Source organism: Qipengyuania aurantiaca (assembly GCF_019711375.1).
In the GTDB taxonomy this organism is placed as follows: Bacteria; Pseudomonadota; Alphaproteobacteria; order Sphingomonadales; family Sphingomonadaceae; genus Qipengyuania; species Qipengyuania aurantiaca.
On record NZ_CP081295.1, the window covers coordinates 2,608,017 to 2,629,251 of the forward strand.

25 protein-coding genes are annotated in these 21,235 nt (G+C 62.8%); 6 read left to right on the top strand and 19 right to left on the bottom strand.

Annotated elements, in window-relative coordinates; translation table 11 throughout:
* Positions 1-3 precede the first annotated feature (3 nt).
* From nuoI to ndhC, 12 genes are all read right to left on the bottom strand, one after another.
* A complete protein-coding gene (gene nuoI / locus K3148_RS12700) occupies positions 4-489 on the bottom strand; it encodes an NADH-quinone oxidoreductase subunit NuoI (RefSeq protein ID WP_221425126.1) in 486 nt (161 codons plus the stop codon).
* A complete protein-coding gene (nuoH, locus tag K3148_RS12705; protein WP_221425127.1) occupies positions 486-1,541 on the bottom strand; it encodes an NADH-quinone oxidoreductase subunit NuoH in 1,056 nt (351 codons plus the stop codon). The genes nuoI and nuoH overlap by 4 nt, the downstream gene beginning before the upstream one ends.
* A complete protein-coding gene (gene nuoG, locus K3148_RS12710; RefSeq protein WP_221425128.1) occupies positions 1,538-3,526 on the bottom strand; it encodes an NADH-quinone oxidoreductase subunit NuoG in 1,989 nt (662 codons plus the stop codon). The genes nuoH and nuoG overlap by 4 nt, the downstream gene beginning before the upstream one ends.
* Entirely contained in the window at positions 3,526-4,239 is a 714-nt protein-coding gene (locus K3148_RS12715; RefSeq protein WP_221425129.1) for a hypothetical protein, read from the bottom strand. Before K3148_RS12715 ends, nuoG begins: the two co-directional genes overlap by 1 nt.
* Before the next feature lie 47 nt (positions 4,240-4,286).
* Positions 4,287-5,579 carry an NADH-quinone oxidoreductase subunit NuoF gene (gene nuoF / locus K3148_RS12720; RefSeq protein ID WP_221425130.1) on the bottom strand — a complete coding sequence of 431 codons (1,293 nt, stop codon included), beginning with the start codon at positions 5,577-5,579 and terminating at the stop codon, positions 4,287-4,289.
* Positions 5,579-5,722, bottom strand: coding sequence for a hypothetical protein (locus K3148_RS12725; RefSeq protein ID WP_221425131.1), 144 nt, complete (start codon positions 5,720-5,722; stop codon positions 5,579-5,581). The genes nuoF and K3148_RS12725 overlap by 1 nt, the downstream gene beginning before the upstream one ends.
* Complete coding sequence (gene nuoE, locus K3148_RS12730) at positions 5,719-6,390, bottom strand: NADH-quinone oxidoreductase subunit NuoE (RefSeq protein ID WP_221425132.1); 672 nt, start codon at positions 6,388-6,390, stop codon at positions 5,719-5,721. Before nuoE ends, K3148_RS12725 begins: the two co-directional genes overlap by 4 nt.
* Entirely contained in the window at positions 6,383-6,859 is a 477-nt protein-coding gene (locus K3148_RS12735; protein WP_221425133.1) for a hypothetical protein, read from the bottom strand. Before K3148_RS12735 ends, nuoE begins: the two co-directional genes overlap by 8 nt.
* A complete protein-coding gene (locus K3148_RS12740; RefSeq protein WP_221425134.1) occupies positions 6,856-8,073 on the bottom strand; it encodes an NADH-quinone oxidoreductase subunit D in 1,218 nt (405 codons plus the stop codon). The genes K3148_RS12735 and K3148_RS12740 overlap by 4 nt, the downstream gene beginning before the upstream one ends.
* Before the next feature lie 67 nt (positions 8,074-8,140).
* Positions 8,141-9,094, bottom strand: a complete 954-nt coding sequence (locus tag K3148_RS12745; RefSeq protein WP_221425135.1) for an NADH-quinone oxidoreductase subunit C — start codon at positions 9,092-9,094, stop codon at positions 8,141-8,143.
* Positions 9,095-9,105: 11 nt separating this feature from the next.
* Positions 9,106-9,672: a NuoB/complex I 20 kDa subunit family protein gene (locus tag K3148_RS12750; protein ID WP_221425136.1), complete on the bottom strand. Its 567-nt coding sequence runs from the start codon at positions 9,670-9,672 to the stop codon at positions 9,106-9,108.
* Between the two features lies 1 nt (position 9,673).
* Positions 9,674-10,048, bottom strand: coding sequence for an NADH-quinone oxidoreductase subunit A (ndhC, locus tag K3148_RS12755; protein WP_221425137.1), 375 nt, complete (start codon positions 10,046-10,048; stop codon positions 9,674-9,676).
* Between the two features lie 173 nt (positions 10,049-10,221).
* On the opposite strand from ndhC, the gene K3148_RS12760 reads away from it, so the two are divergent.
* Positions 10,222-10,704 carry a YbjN domain-containing protein gene (locus K3148_RS12760; protein WP_221425138.1) on the top strand — a complete coding sequence of 161 codons (483 nt, stop codon included), beginning with the start codon at positions 10,222-10,224 and terminating at the stop codon, positions 10,702-10,704.
* A gap of 102 nt (positions 10,705-10,806) precedes the next feature.
* Here the strand turns inward: K3148_RS12760 and K3148_RS12765 are convergent, their stop codons facing one another.
* On the bottom strand, positions 10,807-12,237 hold the full coding sequence (locus K3148_RS12765) for a coniferyl aldehyde dehydrogenase (protein WP_221425139.1): 1,431 nt from the start codon (positions 12,235-12,237) through the stop codon (positions 10,807-10,809).
* A 102-nt stretch (positions 12,238-12,339) separates the two neighbouring features.
* On the opposite strand from K3148_RS12765, the gene K3148_RS12770 reads away from it, so the two are divergent.
* The 3 genes from K3148_RS12770 to K3148_RS12780 all read left to right on the top strand — a co-directional run bounded on the left by K3148_RS12770 (position 12,340) and on the right by K3148_RS12780 (position 14,480).
* Positions 12,340-13,536: a thiolase family protein gene (locus K3148_RS12770; RefSeq protein ID WP_221426724.1), complete on the top strand. Its 1,197-nt coding sequence runs from the start codon at positions 12,340-12,342 to the stop codon at positions 13,534-13,536.
* A 56-nt stretch (positions 13,537-13,592) separates the two neighbouring features.
* Complete coding sequence (locus K3148_RS12775) at positions 13,593-14,003, top strand: hypothetical protein (RefSeq protein WP_221425140.1); 411 nt, start codon at positions 13,593-13,595, stop codon at positions 14,001-14,003.
* 195 nt (positions 14,004-14,198) lie between these two features.
* A complete protein-coding gene (locus tag K3148_RS12780; RefSeq protein WP_221425141.1) occupies positions 14,199-14,480 on the top strand; it encodes a hypothetical protein in 282 nt (93 codons plus the stop codon).
* Here the strand turns inward: K3148_RS12780 and K3148_RS12785 are convergent, their stop codons facing one another.
* Positions 14,481-14,948 carry an SH3 domain-containing protein gene (locus K3148_RS12785; protein ID WP_221425142.1) on the bottom strand — a complete coding sequence of 156 codons (468 nt, stop codon included), beginning with the start codon at positions 14,946-14,948 and terminating at the stop codon, positions 14,481-14,483.
* 85 nt (positions 14,949-15,033) lie between these two features.
* Between K3148_RS12785 and K3148_RS12790 the strand changes: the two genes are divergently transcribed.
* Positions 15,034-16,059, top strand: a complete 1,026-nt coding sequence (locus K3148_RS12790; RefSeq protein ID WP_221425143.1) for a 2-hydroxyacid dehydrogenase — start codon at positions 15,034-15,036, stop codon at positions 16,057-16,059.
* 43 nt (positions 16,060-16,102) lie between these two features.
* Complete coding sequence (locus K3148_RS12795) at positions 16,103-16,531, top strand: nuclear transport factor 2 family protein (protein WP_221425144.1); 429 nt, start codon at positions 16,103-16,105, stop codon at positions 16,529-16,531.
* Positions 16,532-16,585: 54 nt separating this feature from the next.
* On the opposite strand, the gene K3148_RS12800 is transcribed toward K3148_RS12795, so the two are convergent.
* From K3148_RS12800 to prfB, 5 genes are all read right to left on the bottom strand, one after another.
* Positions 16,586-17,377 (bottom strand): enoyl-ACP reductase FabI, encoded by a 792-nt coding sequence (locus tag K3148_RS12800; RefSeq protein ID WP_221425145.1) that lies wholly within the window; start codon positions 17,375-17,377, stop codon positions 16,586-16,588.
* 30 nt (positions 17,378-17,407) lie between these two features.
* Positions 17,408-18,637: a beta-ketoacyl-ACP synthase II gene (locus tag K3148_RS12805; RefSeq protein WP_221425146.1), complete on the bottom strand. Its 1,230-nt coding sequence runs from the start codon at positions 18,635-18,637 to the stop codon at positions 17,408-17,410.
* An 8-nt stretch (positions 18,638-18,645) separates the two neighbouring features.
* A complete protein-coding gene (fabA, locus tag K3148_RS12810) occupies positions 18,646-19,155 on the bottom strand; it encodes a bifunctional 3-hydroxydecanoyl-ACP dehydratase/trans-2-decenoyl-ACP isomerase (protein WP_221425147.1) in 510 nt (169 codons plus the stop codon).
* A gap of 171 nt (positions 19,156-19,326) precedes the next feature.
* Positions 19,327-20,046, bottom strand: coding sequence for a class I SAM-dependent methyltransferase (locus tag K3148_RS12815; RefSeq protein ID WP_221425148.1), 720 nt, complete (start codon positions 20,044-20,046; stop codon positions 19,327-19,329).
* Positions 20,043-21,170: a peptide chain release factor 2 gene (gene prfB / locus K3148_RS12820; RefSeq protein ID WP_221425149.1), complete on the bottom strand. Its 1,128-nt coding sequence runs from the start codon at positions 21,168-21,170 to the stop codon at positions 20,043-20,045. Before prfB ends, K3148_RS12815 begins: the two co-directional genes overlap by 4 nt.
* Between the last annotated feature and the right edge of the window lie 65 nt (positions 21,171-21,235).

Sequence of the window (21,235 nt, forward strand, 5' to 3'; positions counted from 1 at the left end):
CGGTTAGCGATAGGGTGCGTCGGCTTCAAGGTTCGCGGCGATGGCCCGCTCCCACTTGTCACCATTGGCGAGCAGCTTGGCCTTGTCGTAGAGCAGCTCCTCGCGGGTTTCGGTGGCGTATTCGAAGTTCGGACCCTCGACCACGGCATCGACCGGGCAGGCTTCCTGGCAGAAACCGCAGAAGATGCACTTGGTCATGTCGATGTCGTAACGCGTTGTGCGGCGGCTGCCGTCCTCGCGCGGTTCGCTCTCGATGGTGATCGCCTGCGCGGGGCAGACGGCCTCGCACAGCTTGCAGGCGATGCAGCGCTCCTCGCCATTGGGATAACGGCGGAGGGCATGCTCGCCGCGGAAGCGCGGGGAAAGCGGGTTCTTCTCGAACGGGTAGTTGATCGTCACCTTGGGCTTGAAGAAGTACTTCAGCGTGAGGGCGTGCGCCTTCACGAACTCCCACAGGGTGAACGACTTTATGAGATGGGCGACGCTCATGCGGCGGCTCCATAATGGCCGGTGGCCATCAGCCAACCGGAAACAAGAACAACGAACAGCAGGCTGATCGGGAGGAAGACCTTCCAGCCCAGGCGCATCAGCTGGTCGTAGCGATAGCGCGGAACGGTCGCCATGACCCAGCTGAAGAAGAAGAAGAACATGAAGGTCTTCAGCAGGATCCACACGATGCCGGGCACCATGTAGAGCGGCTCCCAATCGACCGGCGGCAGCCAGCCACCGAAGAACAGGATCGCATTCAGCATGCACATCAGCAGGATGTTGGCGTATTCGCCCAGCCAGAACAGCGCGAAAGCCATCGAGCTGTATTCGGTCTGGTAACCGGCCACGAGCTCGCTTTCCGCTTCGGTCAGGTCGAACGGGACGCGCTGCGTTTCCGCCAGGCTGGAGATGAAGAACATGATCCACATCGGGAACAGCAGCAGGTTGAAGACATAGCCGTTGACGATGCCGAAGCCGTGTCCCTTCTGGGCCAGCACGATTTCGTTGAGATTGAAGGTTCCGGCGTAAAGCACCACGCAGACGAGGATGAAGCCGATCGAGACTTCATAGCTGATCATTTGGGCCGAGGCGCGCATGGCGGAGAAAAAGGGATACTTCGAATTCGAAGCCCAGCCTGCCATGATCACGCCGTAAACCGACAGCGAACTGATCGCGAGGATGTAGAGCAGGCCGACGTTGATGTCCGCCAGCACCGCTTCGGCGCTGAACGGGATGACCGCCCAGGCGGCGAGCGCAACCGTGAAGGTCACGATCGGCGCGAGCAGGAAGATGCCCTTGTTTGCCGCGCTCGGGATGATGGTTTCCTGCAGGAATACCTTCAGGCCGTCGGCAAAACTCTGCAGCAGGCCGAAGGGGCCGACCACGTTGGGGCCGCGGCGCAGGTTGATCGCCGCCCAAACCTTGCGGTCGACATAGATGATCATGGCCACGGCCAGCATCAACGGCAGCGCGATCAGCAGGATGCCGGCAATGGTGGCAACGGCCCATGCCCATTCGTAGGACATGCCGAGGGATTGGAAAAATTCGGTCATTCCGCGGCCTCCGCCAGCTCACCGCCGTGGAGCAGTTCGTCCGAGCAGCGCTGCATCACCGCGCTGGCGCGGGCGATGGGATTGGTGAGGTAAAAGTCCTTGATCGGATAGGCGCTCATCGTGCCTTCGGCCTTTGCCTTGGCGTCCGCCTTGGGCAGCGCACCGAAGTCGGCCAAACCTTCTTCGCCCAGCGCCGGGACTTCCTTGATCATCGCCGACTGAAGCTGCGCGAAGCTGTCAAAGCCGACCTCGACGCCCAAAGCATCGGCCAGCGCGCGCAGGATGGTCCAGTCTTCGCGGGCATCACCCGGAGCGAAGACGGCCTTCTCGGCAAACTGCACGCGGCCTTCGGTGTTGACGTAAGTCCCGTCCTTCTCGGCATAGCTTGCCGCGGGCAGGATAATATCCGCCGCATGCGCGCCCTTGTCGCCGTGATGGCCGATATAGACCTTCAGCGCGTCGGCGAAGGGTTCGAAATCCATTTCGTCCGCGCCGAGGCTGATGACCACTTTGGGCTTGGCCTTGACGATATCCGCCATGCCGCCCTTCTGTGCGTAGCCGAGCATCAGGCCGCCCATGCGTGCAGCCGAGAAATGCAGCACGTTGAAATCCGCGCCCCATTCGCTCGCGAGAGCGAGAGCCTTGCCGTGCGCACCCTTAAGTGCACCACCGCCGACGATGACAGCGCTGCGATCCGCGCCCTTGAAAGCATCCGCAACGTGACCCGGAAGCTCGTTGAGCACGCCAAGGTCGGTGCCGAGGAATTCGGCCGGATAGGTCGTCTCCCACTGCGGGCCGACTACGAAAACCTTCGCGCCGCGCTTCACCGCCTTGCGGATGCGCACGTTCACCAGCGGGGCTTCCCAGCGGATGTGGCTGCCGACGACAAGGATCGCACCAGCGTGCTCGAGGCCCTCGAAGGTCGAGTTGAAATTGACCGCCGCGAGGTTCGACACGTCATAATCCATCCCGGTCTGACGACCTTCGATCAGCGTCGAACCGCAGGCCTTGAGCAGCGATTTGGCCGCGAACATCGTCTCGCAATCGACCATGTCGCCCGCGACGGCGGCAATCGACTTGCCGGGTTTCGCCTTGGCAAGCGCCTTGAAAGCCTCGTCCCAGCTCGACGGCTTGAGACCGCCCTTCTTGCGCATGAAAACCTTGTCGAGGCGGCGCTTTGAAAGCCCGTCGACCATGTAGCGGCCCTTGTCGCTAAGCCATTCCTCGTTGACCGCATCGTTGACACGTGGAAGCGCACGCATGACTTCGCGGCCGCGGCTGTCGAGGCGGATATTCGCGCCGACTGCGTCCGAAACGTCGATGCTGAGCGTTTTCTTCAGCTCCCACGGACGCGCTTCGAACGCATAGGGGCGCGAAGTGAGCGCGCCAACGGGGCAGAGGTCGATCACATTGGCCGACAGCTCGTGCTCGGCCGCCTGCTCGAGATAGGTGGTGATCTGCATGTCCTCGCCGCGGCCGACCGCGCCAATTTCATCCACGCCCGCGATCTCTTCCGAAAAGCGCACGCAGCGAGTGCAGTGGATGCAGCGCGTCATGACCGTCTTGATTAGCGGCCCCATGTATTTCTCGGTCACCGCGCGCTTGTTTTCTTCATAGCGCGTCGCGCCGCGACCATAGGCGACCGACTGGTCCTGCAGATCGCATTCGCCGCCCTGATCGCAGATCGGGCAATCAAGGGGGTGATTGATGAGGAGGAATTCCATCACGCCTTCGCGCGCGGTCTTCACCATCTCGCTGTCGGTGCGAATTTCCTGGCCATCGGTGGCCGGAAGCGCGCAGCTTGCCTGCGGTTTGGGCGGCCCGGGCTTCACTTCGACAAGGCACATGCGGCAGTTGCCGGCGATGCTCAGCCGCTCGTGATAGCAGAAGCGCGGGATTTCCTTACCCGCAAGCTCGCAGGCCTGAAGGACGGTCGCGCCCTCCGGAACCTCGATTTCCTGTCCGTCTACGGTGACTTTAGGCATTATTCGGCATCCGCTGTTTCGGTTTCGGCAGCTGCGAAAGCGCCGTGATAGCTGCGCGCCCACATCCCGTCCGCAACCATCCGGCGCACCAGCGAGGTGCTGAGATTGCCGGCGTCATCGGTTTCGAGGCAGGTCAGGAGCGTGGGGTAAAGCGCCTCGAGCGCTTCGGTTTCGTTACTTGTTCCAGGTCGCGCGTCGAGGAATGTGTGCGCGAGATCGGGGCGGCGATAGCTGATGCAGTCCGACACTTCCGCCATCACCTGCGCGCGCGGGCCGCCGCGCGTGTAGGCGAAGCGGTCGGCAACCAGCAGGGGGGCGCCCTCTTCGCGCACAGGCGCGCGCTTGTTGGCGTGGTTGTAAGCTTCCTCGACCAGCAAGTTGCGCAGGGTCGAGTAGTTCATCGACACCATCATTTTGTAATGCGACGATTTCATGGCCCTACCGATGCAGCGACTGAAATCGATATCGTCGAAGAATTCGCCCGGCTCGAAGGCGGTGGCCGAAAAGTCGATCCGCTCGAAGTCGCTGTTGGCGAGCAACGTGTCCAGCTCTTCCATGCTGTCGAAATAGACGCATTTCGCAAGCCGCTGCTGCATCTGGCGGGAATCGGTCTCGCTCGCGGTTTCCGGTTCTTGCTTGAACCGGGTCCCGACCATGCTTTCCGGGCGCAGGAAGCGATCACGCTTCTTTTCCCAGTCGTCGTCCTGCGCCATGGCAGGAACGCAGAGCGACGCACCGATTAAGGAGGCAAGAAGCAGCCTCATTCCGCGGCCTCCGCGAACTTGGCGTTGTGTTCTTCGATCCGGCGTTCGAGCTCGGGGCGGAAGTGGCGGATGAGGCCCTGGATCGGCCATGCCGCCGCATCGCCGAGCGCGCAGATAGTGTGACCTTCGACCTGCTTGGTGACCTGCTGCAGCATGTCGATTTCCTCGATCGCCGCATCCCCGGTGCGCAGGCGCTCCATCATGCGCCACATCCAGCCCGTGCCTTCGCGGCAGGGCGTGCACTGGCCGCAGCTCTCGTGCTTGTAGAAATAGCTGAGACGGGAAATCGCGCGGACGATGTCGGTCGACTTGTCCATCACAATGACGCCGGCCGTGCCGAGGCCCGATCCGAGGTCCTTGAGACCGTCGAAATCCATCGGGGCGTCCCAGATCTGCTCGGCCGGAACCAGCGGGACCGACGAACCGCCCGGGATCACGGCAAGGAGGTTGTCCTTGCCGCCGATGATGCCGCCGCAATGTTTCTCGATCAGCTCGCTGAACGGAATGCTGAGCGCTTCCTCGACCACGCAGGGCTTGTTCACATGGCCGCTGATCTGGAAGAGCTTGGTGCCCTTGTTGTTCTCGCGTCCGAAGCTTGAAAACCACGATGCGCCGCGGCGCAGGATGGTCGGGACGACAGCGATCGATTCCACATTGTTGACCGTGGTCGGGCAGCCATAGAGGCCTGCACCTGCCGGGAACGGCGGTTTCAGGCGGGGCTGGCCCTTCTTGCCTTCGAGGCTCTCGATCATCGCGGTTTCTTCGCCGCAGATGTAAGCGCCCGCACCCCGGTGCAGGAAGACGTCGAAGTCATAGCCCGACTTCGAGGCGTTCTTGCCGATCAGGCCGGCGTCATAAGCCTCGTCGATGGCGGCCTGCAAGGTTTCGGCCTCGCGGATATATTCGCCGCGGATATAGATGTAAGCCGCCCTCGCCCGCATGGCATAACCGGCGACCAGCGCGCCTTCGATCAGCTTATGCGGATCGTGGCGGATGATCTCGCGGTCCTTGCAGGAGCCGGGTTCGGATTCGTCGGCGTTGATAACGAGGAAGCTGGGACGGCCGTCCTTCGATTCCTTCGGCATGAACGACCATTTGAGACCGGTCGGGAAGCCTGCGCCCCCCCGTCCGCGAAGACCCGAGGCCTTGATCTCTTCGATAATATTGTCGTGACCGCGCGCGATCAGCGACTTGGTATCGTCCCAGTCGCCGCGCGCTTCGGCTGCCTTCAGGCCCCAGTCCTGGAAGCCATAAAGGTTGGTGAAGATGCGATCCTTGTCGGCGAGCATCAGAAGCCTCCCCCGAACACTACGATGGCGGCGACAATCAGGATTGCCACGAGCGCCACGGTCTTGACGATGCCCTTGAGCACCTTCCAGGCGACGACCACCGCGACGATGGCGAGAATGATGGTGAGCCAGTCTGCGCTCATTTCCATTCTCCCCGGTAATCGTGGTTCGCGTCGACCATTTCCTTCAGCGTGGTCGGGCCGCCTTCGGGTTCGCTCGTCTTCTTGCCTGCGATCTGCGTGCCGGTCTTGGGCTGCTTGCCCGCGGCCAGTTCGTCGAGGATTTCGTCGAGGCGTTCGGGCGTCAGGTCTTCATAATTGTCGTCGTTGATCTGGACCATCGGCGCGGTGGCGCAATTGCCCATGCATTCGACCTCGGTGAGCGTCCAGAGGCCGTCTTCCGAGACATGGCCCTTCTTCATGCCGCGCTTCTTGCAGGTTTCGAACAACCCGTCCGAACCGCGCAGCATGCACGGCGTCGTGCCGCAGACCTGCACGTGGTACTTACCCACCGGCACGAGGTTGTACATGAAGTAAAAGCTGGCGACTTCGAGCACGCGGATGACCGGCATGTCGAGATAGTCGGCGACATATTCGATCACCGGCAGCGGCAGCCAGCCTTGCGTATCGGTTTCCTCGCCGACCTGGCGCTGGGCAAGGTCGAGCAGCGGCATCACGGCGGAACGCTGGCGCCCTTCCGGATAGCGCGCAATCGCCTTGTCCGCGCGTGCGCGGTAACTATCGTTGAACTCGAAAGCACCCCAGCGCTCGCGGAGTTCGGGTGTATCGGGTGCGGGATTACGGTCAGCCATCGTTTTCAGCCCCGAACTTCACATTGGTCGGGCGCGCCGACATGAGATAATCCACGCGAACAAGCTTCTGCTGATGGAAATGATAGCGGACGAACCGTACCGGGAATTCGGGATGCACCATCACATCTTTCTTGTAAGGCCACCAAAATTCGCGAACGAGAATGCTGTCCTCGTCCGCATAGAAAAATTCTTCACGCGACGTGCTCGCGCTATCCATCGAGCCGGCGAGCCCTTGGAGCCACGAGAACCATTCATCGCGCGTCGATGATTGCAGCTCGCCATCGCGGTAAACCTCGACATTTTCGTGCACCATCGGGGTGACTGCGACTAGGTCTCCCGGAAAGATATTCGGTAGAGCGCGGAAGAAGTCGTCGTAGAAGGCTGCGACTGCCGGTGCTGGCGGCGGCGGCGGGGCTGCCAATGCCGGAGCGGATGCCAGCAAGAGCGTGAACGCGATAATGTTCCTCACCGGTCACACTCCCCGAACACGACGTCGATGGCGCCGAGGATGGCGGTGGCGTCGGGCAGCATGTGGCCCTTGCTCATGAAATCCATTGCTTGCAGGTGGCTGAAGGCCGTCGGGCGGATCTTGCAGCGGTAGGGTTTGTTCGAGCCGTCGCTGACGAGGTAGACGCCGAATTCGCCCTTGGGGCTTTCGGTGGCGACGTAGACTTCGCCCGCGGGCACGTGGAAGCCCTCGGTATAGAGCTTGAAGTGGTGGATCAGCGCTTCCATCGACTGCTTCATCTCGGCGCGCTTGGGCGGCGAAACCTTGCGGTCGGTGCTGGCGATCGGCCCGGTCGGCATATCGCGCAGGCACTGCTTGATGATTTTCGCGCTTTCGTAAACTTCCTTCACGCGCACCACGAAGCGGTCGTAGCAGTCCGAATTGGTGCCGACGGGAATGTCGAATTCCATCCGGTCGTAGACATCGTAGGGCTGCGACTTGCGCAGGTCCCAAGGAATTCCGGCCGCACGGATCATCGGGCCGGAGAAACCCCAGGCCACGGCATCGTCCTTGCTCACGACGGCGATATCGACATTGCGCTGCTTGAAGATGCGGTTGTCGAGCACGAGGCTCATCGCATCGCCGAACAGTTCGGGCAGGCGCGTGTCGATCCATTCGCCGATGTCGACGAGCAGCTTCTCGGGCACGTCCTGGTGGACACCGCCCGGGCGCAGGTAGGCGTGGTGCATGCGCGCGCCGCTCATGCGCTCGAAGAAATTCATGCAGTCTTCGCGCAGTTCGAACACCCACAGGTTCGGCGTCATCGCGCCAACGTCCATGACGTGCGCGCCGATGTTGAGCATGTGGTTGCAGATACGCGTCAGCTCGGCGAACAGCACGCGGATATACTGCGCGCGTTCGGGCACCTCGACATTGAGCAGCTTCTCGATGGCGAGGACGTAGCTGTATTCCTGCGCCAGCGGGCTGCAGTAATCGAGCCGGTCGAAATAGGGCAGCGCCTGCAGGTAGGTCTTGTGCTCGATCAGCTTCTCGGTGCCGCGATGCAGCAGGCCGACATGCGGATCGATCCGTTCGATGATCTCGCCGTCGAGCTCCATAACCATGCGCAGCACACCATGCGCCGCGGGATGCTGGGGCCCGAAGTTGATCGTGTAATTTGTGATCGTCTCGTCGCCGGTGGTGGGCGATTCCTCGATGTGCATTGCACTGCTCATGCGCGGATCCAGTTCACGGAAAAGAGGACGGGATTAGCCGAGAGGCAGGGGGAAGGACGGCACGACATCATTCGGCGTCCTTCTTCTTGGCCGGAGCCTTGCGCTTGGCCGGAGCCTTCTTTGCAGCGGGCTTCTTGGTAGCAGCCTTCTTGGCCGCAGGCTTTTTCTTGGCCGGAGCTTTCTTGGCTTTTGGTTCAGTCGCCTTGGCCGTGTCGGTCGTCTTGCCCTGCCGCTTGGCGCGGGCGGGACGATCCTCGGTCGGCTTGGGCGGCTCGGCATCCTTGCCGCCGTCTTCCTCGGCCGGAGCGCCGGCGCTGACCTTTTCGGCAGCCTTGTCGTCGGTCTTCTTACCCGCGCCGGTCTGCTTGGGGCTTTCGGTAGTCTTGGGCTCGTCGACCGGCGAGGTCGTCGCCTTCTCGTCACCCGGCAGCACGTAATCCGCGCCTTCCCACGGGCTCATGAAGTCGAACTGGCGCAGGTCCTGGGCAAGCTCGACCGGCTCGTAGACCACGCGCTTCTCGTCTTCGGAATACCGCAATTCGACATAGCCGGTGAGCGGGAAATCCTTGCGGAAGGGATGCCCTTCGAAGCCATAATCGGTCAGGATGCGGCGCAAGTCGGTGTTGCCGTCGAACAGCACGCCATACATGTCGAAGACTTCGCGTTCGAGCCAGCCTGCGTTGGGCCAGAGCGTCGTCACGGTCGGCACGGGCGTGTCTTCCGACGCGGTGCACTTGACCATGATGCGACTGTTCTTCGTCAGGCTGAGCAGCATGTAGACGACTTCGAACCGCTCTGCGCGGCTCGGATAGTCGACCCCGGCGATTTCCATCAGCTGCTGGTAGCCGTGATCGTCACGCAGGATGCGCAGCGCGTCCTCGACCGAGGCGCGTTGCACGGTCAGCAGGAGCTCGCCATGCTCTTCATGCGCGGACACGAGATGCTCGCCAAGCGCAGAGCCGAGCGTGCCGGCCAAGCCCTCGATCTGCGTGAAGCGGGGCGCGGAGTGGAGTGTTGCCATCGTGCCTACCCTCAACGCTCGATCGTGCCGACGCGGCGGATTTTCCGCTGCAGCTGCATTACGCCGTAAAGCAGCGCTTCGGCTGTCGGCGGACAGCCGGGAACGTAGATGTCCACCGGCACGATCCGGTCACACCCGCGCACGACGCTGTAGCTATAGTGGTAATAGCCGCCGCCATTCGCGCAGCTACCCATCGAGATGACGTATTTCGGTTCCGACATCTGGTCGTAAACCTTGCGCAAGGCGGGTGCCATCTTGTTGCACAGCGTACCGGCTACGATCATCACGTCGCTCTGGCGCGGGGAGGCACGCGGGGCGACACCGAAACGCTCCATGTCATAGCGCGGCATGTTGACGTGGATCATCTCGACCGCGCAGCACGCGAGGCCGAAGGTCATCCACCACAGCGAACCGGTGCGCGCCCACTGGAACAGGTCCTCGGTCGAGGTGACCAGGAAGCCCTTGTCGTTCACTTCGGTCTGCAGCGCGTTGAAATAGTCCGCGTCCGGCTGGCGCACGTCCCCCGGCTGGGCGGCGGGCACGGCGTTGGGCGGCGTGATAATGGTAGAATTGCTCATATCAGTCCCACTCCAGCGCGCCGACTTTCCACGCGTAGGCAAAGCCGATCACCAGCTCGACAAGGAAGACGACCATGGTCGCCCAGCCCGTCCAGCCCGTAAAATCGAGGCTCACAGCCCAGGGGAAGAGGAAGGCCGCTTCGAGGTCGAAGATCAGGAAGAGGATCGCCACGAGGTAGAAGCGCACGTCGAACTGGCTGCGGGAATCGTCGAAGGCGGGAAAGCCGCATTCATATTCGCTGAGCTTCTCTGCAGTGGGGGCGTGCGAGCCGGTAAGGCGCGAGACGCCCATCGGCAGGAACACGAAGAGGGCCGAAAGGCCCGCCGCGATGAAAAGAAAGATCAGGATCGGAAGATATTGTTCGAGGTCGACCACGTATGATTCCGTCTGGCACAAGGGTTTCGCGCCCGCCTCTAGGCCTCTCGCCGGAATGGTGCAAGGGTCACGGCTGCCAGATATCCCGCGAATTTCGCAAGCGCTGTTGAGCCGGTGTTAAGACCTTGGCATCAAGGCAGCCACGGGATCAATCAACAGGGAAATACTCAAAAATGATCAAACACGCTCTCTCGGGCGCCGTCATCGCTGCGGGCATGCTGGCCGCAAGCCCGCTCGCAGCCAAGAACATCGTCGCAGACGTGGACCAGATCGCCAACCTTCTCCAGGCAGAAGGCTACAAGGCGAAGGTCGAGGGTACTGGCGGCGATCGCCATATCAAGACCGGCATGGCCGGCTACAGCTTCCTCATCCTGCCCTACGACTGCAACGACAAGGGCGATGGGTGCAAGTCGGTCCAGTTCTATACGGCCTTCACGCCCAAGGATAAGCCGACGCTGGAAGAGATGAACACCTATGCCGCCGAGAACCGCTTCGGCCGTATCTATCTCGACCAGGACCGCGACCCTGCCATCGAAATGGACATCGACCTCGAAGTGGGCGGCATGTCGAAGGAACTGTTCCTCGACAACCTCCTCTACTGGGAAGCCGTCATGGTCGGTTTTGCTGAGTTCTCCTTCAAAAAGGACAACGACTGATCCGCTGATCTTCAGCCCACCCTATCGAGGCTGCAAAATAGGCCGCCCGGTCCGAATGGATCCGGGCGACCTTTCTATCCCAGGCGATCGCGTCTTAACGCGTCATTTCATCATGCCTTTGACGGCCTTCTCCGTCGCCGAGCCATAGGGCGGCTTGAACCCGCCCAGCTTCGCAACGTCGATCTTGGGCTGCGTGTAGACACTGCGTGCGTGGCTGAACTCGCGGAAACCCTCGACACCGTGGTAGCTGCCCATGCCCGAAGGCCCGACGCCGCCGAAGGGCAGGTCTTCCATCGAGACGTGGAAGATCACGTCGTTCACGGTTACGCCGCCGCTGATCGTCCTGGTCAACACCTTTTCGCGTTCACCGCTGTCCTCACCGAAGTAATAGAGGCCCAGCGGGCGGTCGTTCTCGTTCACGTAATCGATGGCATCGTCGATCTGCGTGTAGGTCTTGACCGGCAGGACAGGACCGAAGATTTCCTCCTGCATCGCCTTCATGTCGTCGGTCACGCCCTTGAGGATGGTAAGCGGCATTTTGCGCGCGTTGCTGCTTCCGAAATCCTCGTTGCCCGGATTGACCTCGATCACCTCGGCGCCCTTGTCGCGCGCGTCGGCCACCATGTCCTGCAGGCGGTCGAAGTGGCGATCGGAGACGAGGCTGGCGTAATCCTCGTTCTCCAGCATCGTGGGATACATATTTGCCGTGCCCTGCCACACGCCGTGGATCGCCTCGTCCTGCTTGCTTTCGGGCACATACATATAGTCTGGCGCGAGGCAGATCTGGCCGGCGTTCATCATCTTGCCCATCGCGATGCGCTCGCCCGCCTTGGCGAAATCGGCGCTCTCGCCGAGGAAGACCGGGCTCTTGCCGCCCAGCTCCAGCGTGACCGGCACGAGGTTCTTCGAGGCCGCTTCCATCACCTTGCGTCCCGTGGCAGTGGACCCGGTGAAGACGAGATGGTCGAACGGCAGCTCGGAAAAGGCCGCCGCGACTTCGGGTCCGCCAGTAAAGACAGCGCATTCGTCGGGCGTGAAGTATTCCTCGACCAGCTCCTTCATCATCAGGCTGGTCTTGGCGGTGAACTCGCTCGGCTTGATCATCGCGCGGTTACCGGCGGCGAAGACCTGCATGAGCGGGCCAAAGGTCAGATTGACCGGGAAATTCCACGGGCTGAGAATGCCGACCACGCCCTTGGGCTCGTAGCGCAGCTCCGCCTTTGCACCGAGCAGGCCGAGCGGGAATTGCACGCTGCGCTTCTCGCTGCGCGACCACTTGTCGACATGCTTGAGGCAATATTTTCCGAAATTCACCGTGCCCGCGATGTCGGTGATCATCGACTGCATGGGCGAGCGGTTGCCGAAGTCGGCGCTCATCACCTTGCACAGGTCGTCGCCGTGCTCCTTCAACAGCTTCATCGCGCGCTTGATCCGGTCCTTCCGGATGGACAGCGGCTCCGGGCGCATCTGGGTGTGGACGGCGCGCTGCTTGCGCAGGACATCTTCCATCTCGAGCTTGCGATTGTCCGCCATTTGCATTCTCCCGGGGTCTATGTTGCGCTGCACCAGCACAAGGCCTATCTCGGCGACGAGATATTCCAGACTAAGTTCCAGACTACAAGGACAACCACCAGCATGACCCAGTTCAGCGCCACCGACCCCGTCGTCATCCTCTCCTACGCCCGCACCCCGATGGGCAGCATGCAGGGGGCGCTGGCCGAAGTATCCGCGACCGATCTCGGCGCTACGGCCGTGAAGGCCGCGGTCGAGCGTTCGGGTGTCGCGGTCGACAAGTTCGACCGCACCTATATGGGCTGTGTCCTTCCGGCCGGTCTCGGCCAGGCGCCTGCCCGTCAGGCTTCGATCAAGGCCGGCCTGCCCAAGTCGGTCCAGGCGACCACGGTCAACAAGGTCTGCGGCAGCGGCATGCAGACGGTCATCATGGGCGCCGAAGCGCTTGCCAGCGGCACGATCGACTATGTCGTCGCCGGCGGCATGGAGAGCATGACCAACGCGCCTTACCTCCTCAAGAAGCACCGCAGCGGCGCGCGCATCGGGCACGACACGACCTATGACCACATGTTCCTCGACGGGCTGGAAGACGCCTATGAGGAAGGCCGCGCCATGGGCACCTTCGCGCAAGACACAGCGAACGAATACCAGCTTACTCGCGAACAGATGGACGATTACTCGATCGAATCGCTGCGCCGCGCCAACGCCGCCATCGACAGCGGCGCATTTGCGGACGAAGTCGTCGCGGTGACGGTCAAGACCCGCAAGGGCGAGGTCACGGTCGACAAGGACGAAGCGCCCGGTCGTGGCAATCCGGACAAGATCCCGCAGCTGCGCCCCGCCTTTGCCAAGGATGGCACGATCACGGCAGCGACTTCCTCCTCGATCTCGGACGGTGCGGCGGCCGTCGTCCTCACCCGCGAAAGCGTGGCAAAGGAGAACGGTCAGCAGCCGGTGGCGAAGATCGTCGCCATGGCCGCCCATGCGCAGGAGCCGAGCGAGTTCACCGTCGCGCCCATCGGCGCCATCGAAAAGGTTCTCGACAAGGCCGGCTGGAGCGCGGACGAAGTTGACCTGTGGGAAGTCAACGAAGCCTTCGCCTGCGTCGCCATGTTCGCCATGCGCGACATCGGCATCCCGCATGACAAGATCAATGTGAACGGAGGCGGCACGGCCCTGGGCCACCCCATCGGCGCCAGCGGCACGCGCATCATCGTCACGCTGCTCAACGCTCTGAAGTCGCAAGGCAAGAAGCGCGGCGTCGCCAGTCTCTGTATCGGCGGCGGCGAAGCGACGGCCGTGGCGGTCGAACTGGTCTGATTTGCCGGGACCTTTCCCCGCACCAGCAGCGTTGGTGCGGGGAAAGGGGAATAGCTATGAAGAAACTGATGGTTGTCGCCGCCTGCGGAATGCTTGCAGCTTGCGGATCGAACGAGGCCGAAGAGCCGGTCGAACCGATCGAGACCACGGCACCTGCCGGCACCACCGACACCGCCACGGCGGGCCAGATGGCCGGCACGTACGAAATGACCATGGATGACGGCACCGTCGTTCGACAGCAGGTCAACGCCGACGGCACCTATGTCGACACCGATCTGGAAGGCAACGAACTGGAACGCGGCACCTGGCGCCAGCAGGGCGACCAGCTTTGCTACGACGATGCTGGTGCCGATCCGGAAGTGTGCTGGACCGGCGGAACGCCGGGCGCGGACGGTTCGTTCGAAGCGACCGCAACCGACGGCACATCGATCACCGTGCGCCGCGTGCAAGACGAACCGGCGATGTAACGCGTCGCGTTTACATGGAAATTACGATAGGGGCGGTCCGATGGGCCGCCCTTTCTCGTTTTGCGGGAGATACGATTTGCGTACCCTTGCCATCTTGGCTCCTTTGCCCTCGCCGCCTGCGGCCAGGCTTCCGATCCGGAACCTCAGCCGGAGAGCACGGCAGAGGCCGAAGCGCCCTCGCCCAAGTTCTACACGATGGGGCCCGGCACCTTCGACATCGTCGGAGAAAACGTGGTCTACGCGACCACCGAATTGCGCGAGGACAGGACATATATCGACAGCGCTGAGGGACAGGAAGTCGGCCGCGGACGGTGGAAAGTGGATGGCCCGCAGGTCTGTTTCGATCCCGAAGGCGATGGAGAAGACCAGCAGGAACGCTGCTGGACGAACTCGCCCATGTCGCCCGACGGTTCCTTCGTCACGACCCGCGACGACGGCAGCGAAAGCTATACGGTAAGGCCGCGAACAGCGGAGTGATCAGGGCTCGCCAGCGCCCCAGAGCCGGGTCTGACGCACCCAGCCCGACCGCTTGCCGACCGTCATCTCGCACCAGCCCCGCGCACAATCGCCCAGCGTGCCGACCACGCCGGGGGCAAGCTGCCACTTGATCGGCGCGCTGGCATCGGCGTCCTCGCGCATCGGCGCGGCTTCCTGCCCGATAACCATGGCGCCGCGTGCCGGGTCCAGCAGGCGCGAGGCAACCCAGCCCCGCGTGCCGTCCGGATCCTCGATCAGGCGCCAGCCCTCCATCACGCGCACGACCTTCACGGGGAGACCCTTGCGGCGATAAACCCAGTCGATCTTGTAGTCCGCACTGGGTCCGACGCGCATGTTGATTTCGTTGGCCCGCAGGCTCGCCCAATAAGGCACTTCACGGTCCTGCGCCTGCGCCGGTGTGCCGAGCAGCGTAAGTGCCGCGAGAGTAAGGATTAAACGCTGGATCATCGCCCCTGTCCAATAGCTGCAGGCTCGCTCCCAAACAAGCACCGCTTGACCGCTCCAATGCCCTAAGCGTAGCGAGCGTGATTGCATGGAACCGACAAGCGACAGCAACCTCGCGCCGCAAAAGCGGCTGACCCGTACTCCCCGCGTCACTGTCACCCGCAGGCTGGGCCCCGCGGTCGAAGAGCGCATGGGCGAACTCTTCGAGGTGCGCACGAACGCGAGCGACATGCCGCTGACCCGCGAACAATTGGTCGAGGCGATGCAGGACTGCGATGTCCTCGTGCCCACGGTTACCGACCGTATCGATGCCGAGATGATTGCGCAGGCCGGTGAGAACCTCGGCCTGATCGCCAATTTCGGTGCCGGGACAGAGCATATCGACCTCGAGGCCGCGGCGAAACGCAAGATCATCGTCACCAACACGCCCGGCGTCTTCACCGACGACACTGCCGACCTCACCATGGCGGGCATCATCGGCGTGCCGCGCCGCATCCGCGAAGGCGTGCAGCTTATCCGCAGCGGCGAATGGACCGGCTGGGCGCCGACCGCGATGCTCGGCCGCAAGCTGGGCGGAAAGACGCTCGGTATCGTCGGCATGGGCCGGATCGGCCAGGCGGTCGCCCACCGGGCCCGCGCCTTCGGTCTCGAGATCGCCTACCACAACCGCAAGCGCCTGCCGGTGGCGGTGGAGCGGATGTTCGGCGCGCGCTGGGTCGAAACGCTCGACGAACTGATGGCCGAGGCCGACATCCTCACCCTGCACTGCCCGGCAAGCCCCGAAAGCCGCCACATGATCGACGCACGGCGCCTCTCACTGATGAAGGAGGGCGCCAGCCTCATCAACACCGCCCGCGGCGACCTGGTGGACCAGGAGGCGCTCATCGCGGCGCTGGAAAGCGGCCAGCTGGCGGGTGCAGGGCTCGATGTCTATCCCGACGAGCCCAATGTCGACGAGCGGCTCATCCGCCACCCCAATGTGATGACCCTGCCTCACATCGGCAGCGCCACGCGCGAAGGGCGCGAGGATTCGGGCATGAAGGTCATCGCCAATATCCGCATGTGGGCCGACGGCCATCGTCCGCCCGACCAGGTGCTCAGCGGCCTTGCCTGACAAGGCTTGCCCCCCTCGCGCCATGCTGTAAGCGACTAATCCCATGGACGAATTTGCTGCCAAGATCGAAGCTCTCGAGCACCTGTGGATGCGCAGCTGGGTGCAGCGCGACCGCAACCAGATGAAGAAACTCGCCGCGCGCGACTTCATCTTCCTGCTGGGCTCGACCAAGCCCGCCATCCTCGACCGGGCTAGCTGGCTCGAAGCGGCCACCACCCGCTTTCGCTGCAACGGCTACCGCTTCGACGAAGTCTACGTCCGCCGCCACGGCGCGACCGCCGTCTTCGCAACCCGCCTGACGCTGGACGCGATGATGGGCGAGCACGAATGGTCGGGCGACACCTGGCTCATGGACCTGTGGCAAAAGGGCAAGGTGAGCCGCAAATGGCGGATCGTCGAACGCACCCTCTCGCGGCCCGACACCGACGAGAAAATGCCCGAGGCGATCAAGTCGATGCAGCTCTGGCGTTAGGCTCCTGCTGGTCGGATGGGGATCCCAACCGGGATACGCACGGGAATTACCGGATCACAGATTATCCTGCTGCGGCATGCCAAGGACGTGGAACCCGCCGTCGACGCGTAGGATCTCGCCGGTCGTGCAAGACCCAGCGTCCGAGCAGAGATAGACCGCCGTCCCGCCCACCGCATCCAGCGTTGCGTTGCTCCGCATCGGCGCGTTGGCCTCGGTGTGCTTGTAGGTCCGGCGCGCGCCGCCGATGGCCGCTCCGGCGAGCGTTTTCATCGGGCCGGGGCTGATCGCGTTGACCCGAATTCCATCCGGTCCGAGATCGTTGGCGAGATAGCGAACGCTGGCTTCCAGTGCAGCCTTTGCAACGCCCATGACGTTATAGTTGGGCGTTACGCGCGTCGACCCCATGTAAGTGAGGGTCAGCAAAGTGCCGCCATTCTCCACCATCATGGGATGAGCGCGGCGCGCCACCTCGATGAAGCTGTAGGCGGAGATATCCAGCGAGTTCTTGAAGTTCGCGCGCGAGGTGTCGAGGATTCGGCCGGTCAGTTCGGATTTGTCCGAATACGCGATCGCGTGAACGACGAAATCGAGACGGCCCCACCGCTTCTCCAACTCGGCAAAAGCGGCGTCCATCGAGGCTTCGTCGGTGACGTCGACATCGAGCATGAAATCCGAACCGACGCTCTGCGCCAGGGGCTCGAGCCGCTTTCCGAAAGCGTCACCCTGATAGGTGAACGCCAGTTCCGCGCCCGCCTCGGCGCAGGCCTTGGCGATGCCCCATGCAATCGAGCGGTCGTTGGCGACACCCATGATGAGACCGCGCTTACCTTCGAGAACGACCGTCATTTGTCTTCCTTTCCGCCAAGTTCCACGGTCTTACGCCCGGAACTTGGAAAGCAGCATCGACCCGTTGGTCCCTCCGAAGCCGAAGGAATTGGTCATCACCGTGTCCAGGCCTGCATCTTCGACCAGCTCGGTGGCGATCTCTTCCGGCTTGAGCGCAGGATCGAGCGTTTCGACGTTGATCGAGGGGATGATGAAATCATGTTCCAGCGCAAGCAGACAGTAGACCGCTTCCTGCGCGCCGGTGGCCCCCTGGCTGTGACCGGTCATGGATTTAGTCGAACTCACCGGCGGCGTTGCGCCTTCCCCGAAGACGCGGCGGACGGCTTCGATTTCCCCAACGTCGCCCACCGGCGTCGATGTGCCGTGCGCGTTGATGTAGCTGACCTTGCGATCTTCGGCCAAGGTTTGGAGCGCGCCGCGCATGGCCCGTTCGCCGCCTTCGCCCGAAGGCGCAACCATGTCCGCACCGTCCGAAGTGGCGGAAAAGCCGGTTACTTCGGCATAGATCTTGGCACCGCGCGCCTGCGCATGCTCAAGGCTTTCGAGGACGACGATAGCGCCGCCGCCGCCAATGACGAAACCGTCGCGGTCCGCATCGAAAGCGCGGCTCGCGCGTTCGGGCGTATCGTTATACTTGCTGGACATCGCACCCATGGCATCGAAAAGGCAGGACAAGGTCCAGTCCAGTTCCTCGCCGCCACCGCCGAACATAACGTCCTGCAGGCCGAGCGCGATCTGTTGCGCTGCCATCCCGATACAATGGAGCGAGGTCGAGCAGGCCGAGGTGATCGAAAAGTTCATCCCCTTGATCTGATAGGCCGTCGCAAGGTTTGCGCTGACGGTGGAAGACATGGTCTTCGGCACCGCGAAAGGACCGACACGCTTGGTAGCGCCGGTCTTGAGTACGGTCTGGTGCGCAGCGAGCATGGCCGAGGTGGAAGGACCGCCCGATCCGGCAATGACGCCGGTCATCGGATTGATGACGTCCTTTTCTTCCAGACCGGCATCGGCGATAGCCTGTCCCATCGCGATATGGGCATAGGCCGCGCCCGGCCCCATGAAACGCAAGGTGCGCTTGTCGACATGCTCGGCAATATCGAGATCGACCTTACCCGCGACTTGCGAGCGGAAGCCGTGCTCGGCCATGTCCTCGTTGAAGGTAATACCGGACTTGCCGGCCTTCAGGGAGGTAAGAACCTCCTGCGAATTGTTACCAATCGAGGAGACGATCCCCAAGCCCGTTATGACTACGCGACGCATATCTCTCCTCACGCCTCCGACAAGGCGACTTTCATGTCCTTAACCTGATAGATGACTTCACCATCGGCCTCGACCCGGCCGTCGGCAACACCCATGGTCAGGCGGCGGCTTTGGACCGATTTGGTGAAATCGACAAAATATTTCAGCATTTTACGATCCGGACGGACCATTCCGGTCAGCTTGACCTCGCCGACACCCAGAGCGTAACCGCGGCCTTGCCAGCCACGCCAGCCCAGATTGAAACCGGTCAGCTGCCACAGACCGTCGAGGCCCAGGCATCCCGGCATGATGGGATTGCCGGGAAAATGGCATTCGAAGAACCAGAGATCGGGCGTGATGTCGAATTCGGCGACGACATGGCCTTTACCGTGCTCGCCTCCATCGCTCGAAATGTCGGTGATCCGGTCCATCATCAGCATCGGCGGTTCGGGAAGCTGCGCATTGCCCGGGCCGAACAGTTCGCCCCGCGCGCACTTCAGCAGATCCTCGCGATCGAAACTGGTTGGATAATCACTCATTCTCGGCGGTGCTCCTCACCCTGATTGCTATTTGCCCACGCGCCTAGCAGGCGCTTGGGGTGCTGGAAAGGGCGTTCCGAAGACGCGGTCTGCTGCGTTTGAGAGCACGCTTAGCAGTGCGCAGCAAATACCTGAAACACCGCGAATTCTTCCCGCAACCCGGCGCGACACTCAGCCCGGTGTCACGCTGTCGCTGCGACAGGGCTTTATCTCTCCGGGCTCGGGCCGGTCGGCAGCTGCCTTGAACTGCGCATAATAACCAGACAGCTCGGGCGCGTCCTTGAAGGCGACCAGTTCATAGCCGACGCGGCTGAATTCGCAGGACAGCAGCAACGGATCGATCCCGTGCGCGTCAGTCGGTCGGTCGACATCGACCACGACCACCTGCCCTTCGGCGCGAAGCGCGGGCCACATGCGCCACAGGAACTCGTACGGCTGCTCGATCTCGTGGTACATATGGACCATGAAGATGCGGTCAAAACTGTTGTCGGGCAGGCGGGGATCGGAAAATTCACCGCGCCGGATCGAGACATTGTCAAGCCGGTAGCGCTCCACGCGCCGCCCAAGGCGGTCGAGCGCGCCCTGGTCGATATCCTGCGCGAGCACCCTGCCCTCAGAACCGACGCGCTCGGCCAGGCGCACCGTATAGTAACCGTTGCCCGCGCCGATATCGGCCACGGTCATGCCCGGTTCGATCTCGGCGAGGTCCATCACGGTCTGTGCTTCGCCGCGGCTGTCGCGCTGGTCCTCGGTCGAGAATTGCGCTGAGACGACCTCCGAAACAGGTCGATCGGGTTCGGGAAAGCGGCGCTCGCCGTCACCGGATGCATCGCAGCCCGTCAGCGCAAGGCCGAGGAATGCGGACAGCAGGACGGGCGCGTTGCCCTTCACTCGGCGTCCTCCACCTCGACAGTTTCGCCCGTCACGCGCTGGGCAAGCGCGGCGGAGATAAAGGGATCGAGCGCGCCGTCGAGCACATCGTCGGGTGTCGGCGAGGTCACGCCGGTGCGCAGGTCCTTGACCATCTGATAGGGTTGCAGGACGTAGGAACGGATCTGGTGGCCCCACCCGATGTCGCTCTTTTCCTGATACTCGCCCGAAGCGGCCGCTTCGCGCTCCGCCATTTCGCGTTCGAACAGGCGCGCCTTGAGCATGTTCATCGCAGTCGCCTTGTTCTTGTGCTGGCTGCGATCGTTCTGGCTCGCCACCACGATGCCGGTCGGCTGGTGGGTGATGCGCACGGCGGAGTCGGTCGTGTTGACGTGCTGGCCGCCGGCACCCGACGCGCGATAGGTGTCGATCTTGAGGTCGGACGGGTTGATCTCGATGTCGATGTCGTCGTCGATCACCGGATAGACCCAGACCGAGCTGAAGCTCGTGTGGCGGCGCGCCGAGCTGTCATAGGGGCTGATGCGGACGAGGCGGTGCACACCGCTCTCGGTCTTGGCATAGCCATAGGCGTTTTCGCCCTTGAGCAGCAGCGTCGCGCTCTTGATGCCGGCCTGGTCACCAGCCTGGTATTCGACCGTCTCCACCTTGAAGCCCCGCCGTTCGGCCCAGCGGCCGTACATCCGGAACAGCATCTCGGCCCAGTCCTGGCTCTCGGTTCCCCCGGCGCCGGCATGGATCTCGATGTAGGAATCGTTGGCATCCGCCTCGCCCGACAACAGCGCCTGCACCTTGTCGCGGTCGGCACGGTCGGCGAGCGCGGAGAGGCTGGTCAGGCCTTCGTTGACGACATCGTCGTCACCCTCGGCCTCGCCCATTTCGACGAACTCCGTCGCATCGTTCATCTCGCTCTCGATCTCGCGCACCGTGTTGATGGCGGTTTCGAGGCGCTTCTGCTCCTGCGTGATGGCCTGCGCCTGCTTGGGATCGTCCCACAAGGTGGGGTCCTGCACGCGGGCGTCCAGCTCATCGAGGCGGCGCAGCGCGCGCTCCCAGTCGAGCGACTGGCGCACCAGCGCGAGCGCAGCTTGGATACGGTCGATATGGGCCTGCCCTTCGGCACGCATAGGGAATTCCTCAGCTATTCGGTCCGCCCACCTAGCGCGGCTGCGGCGATTGTAAAGTTGTGCCC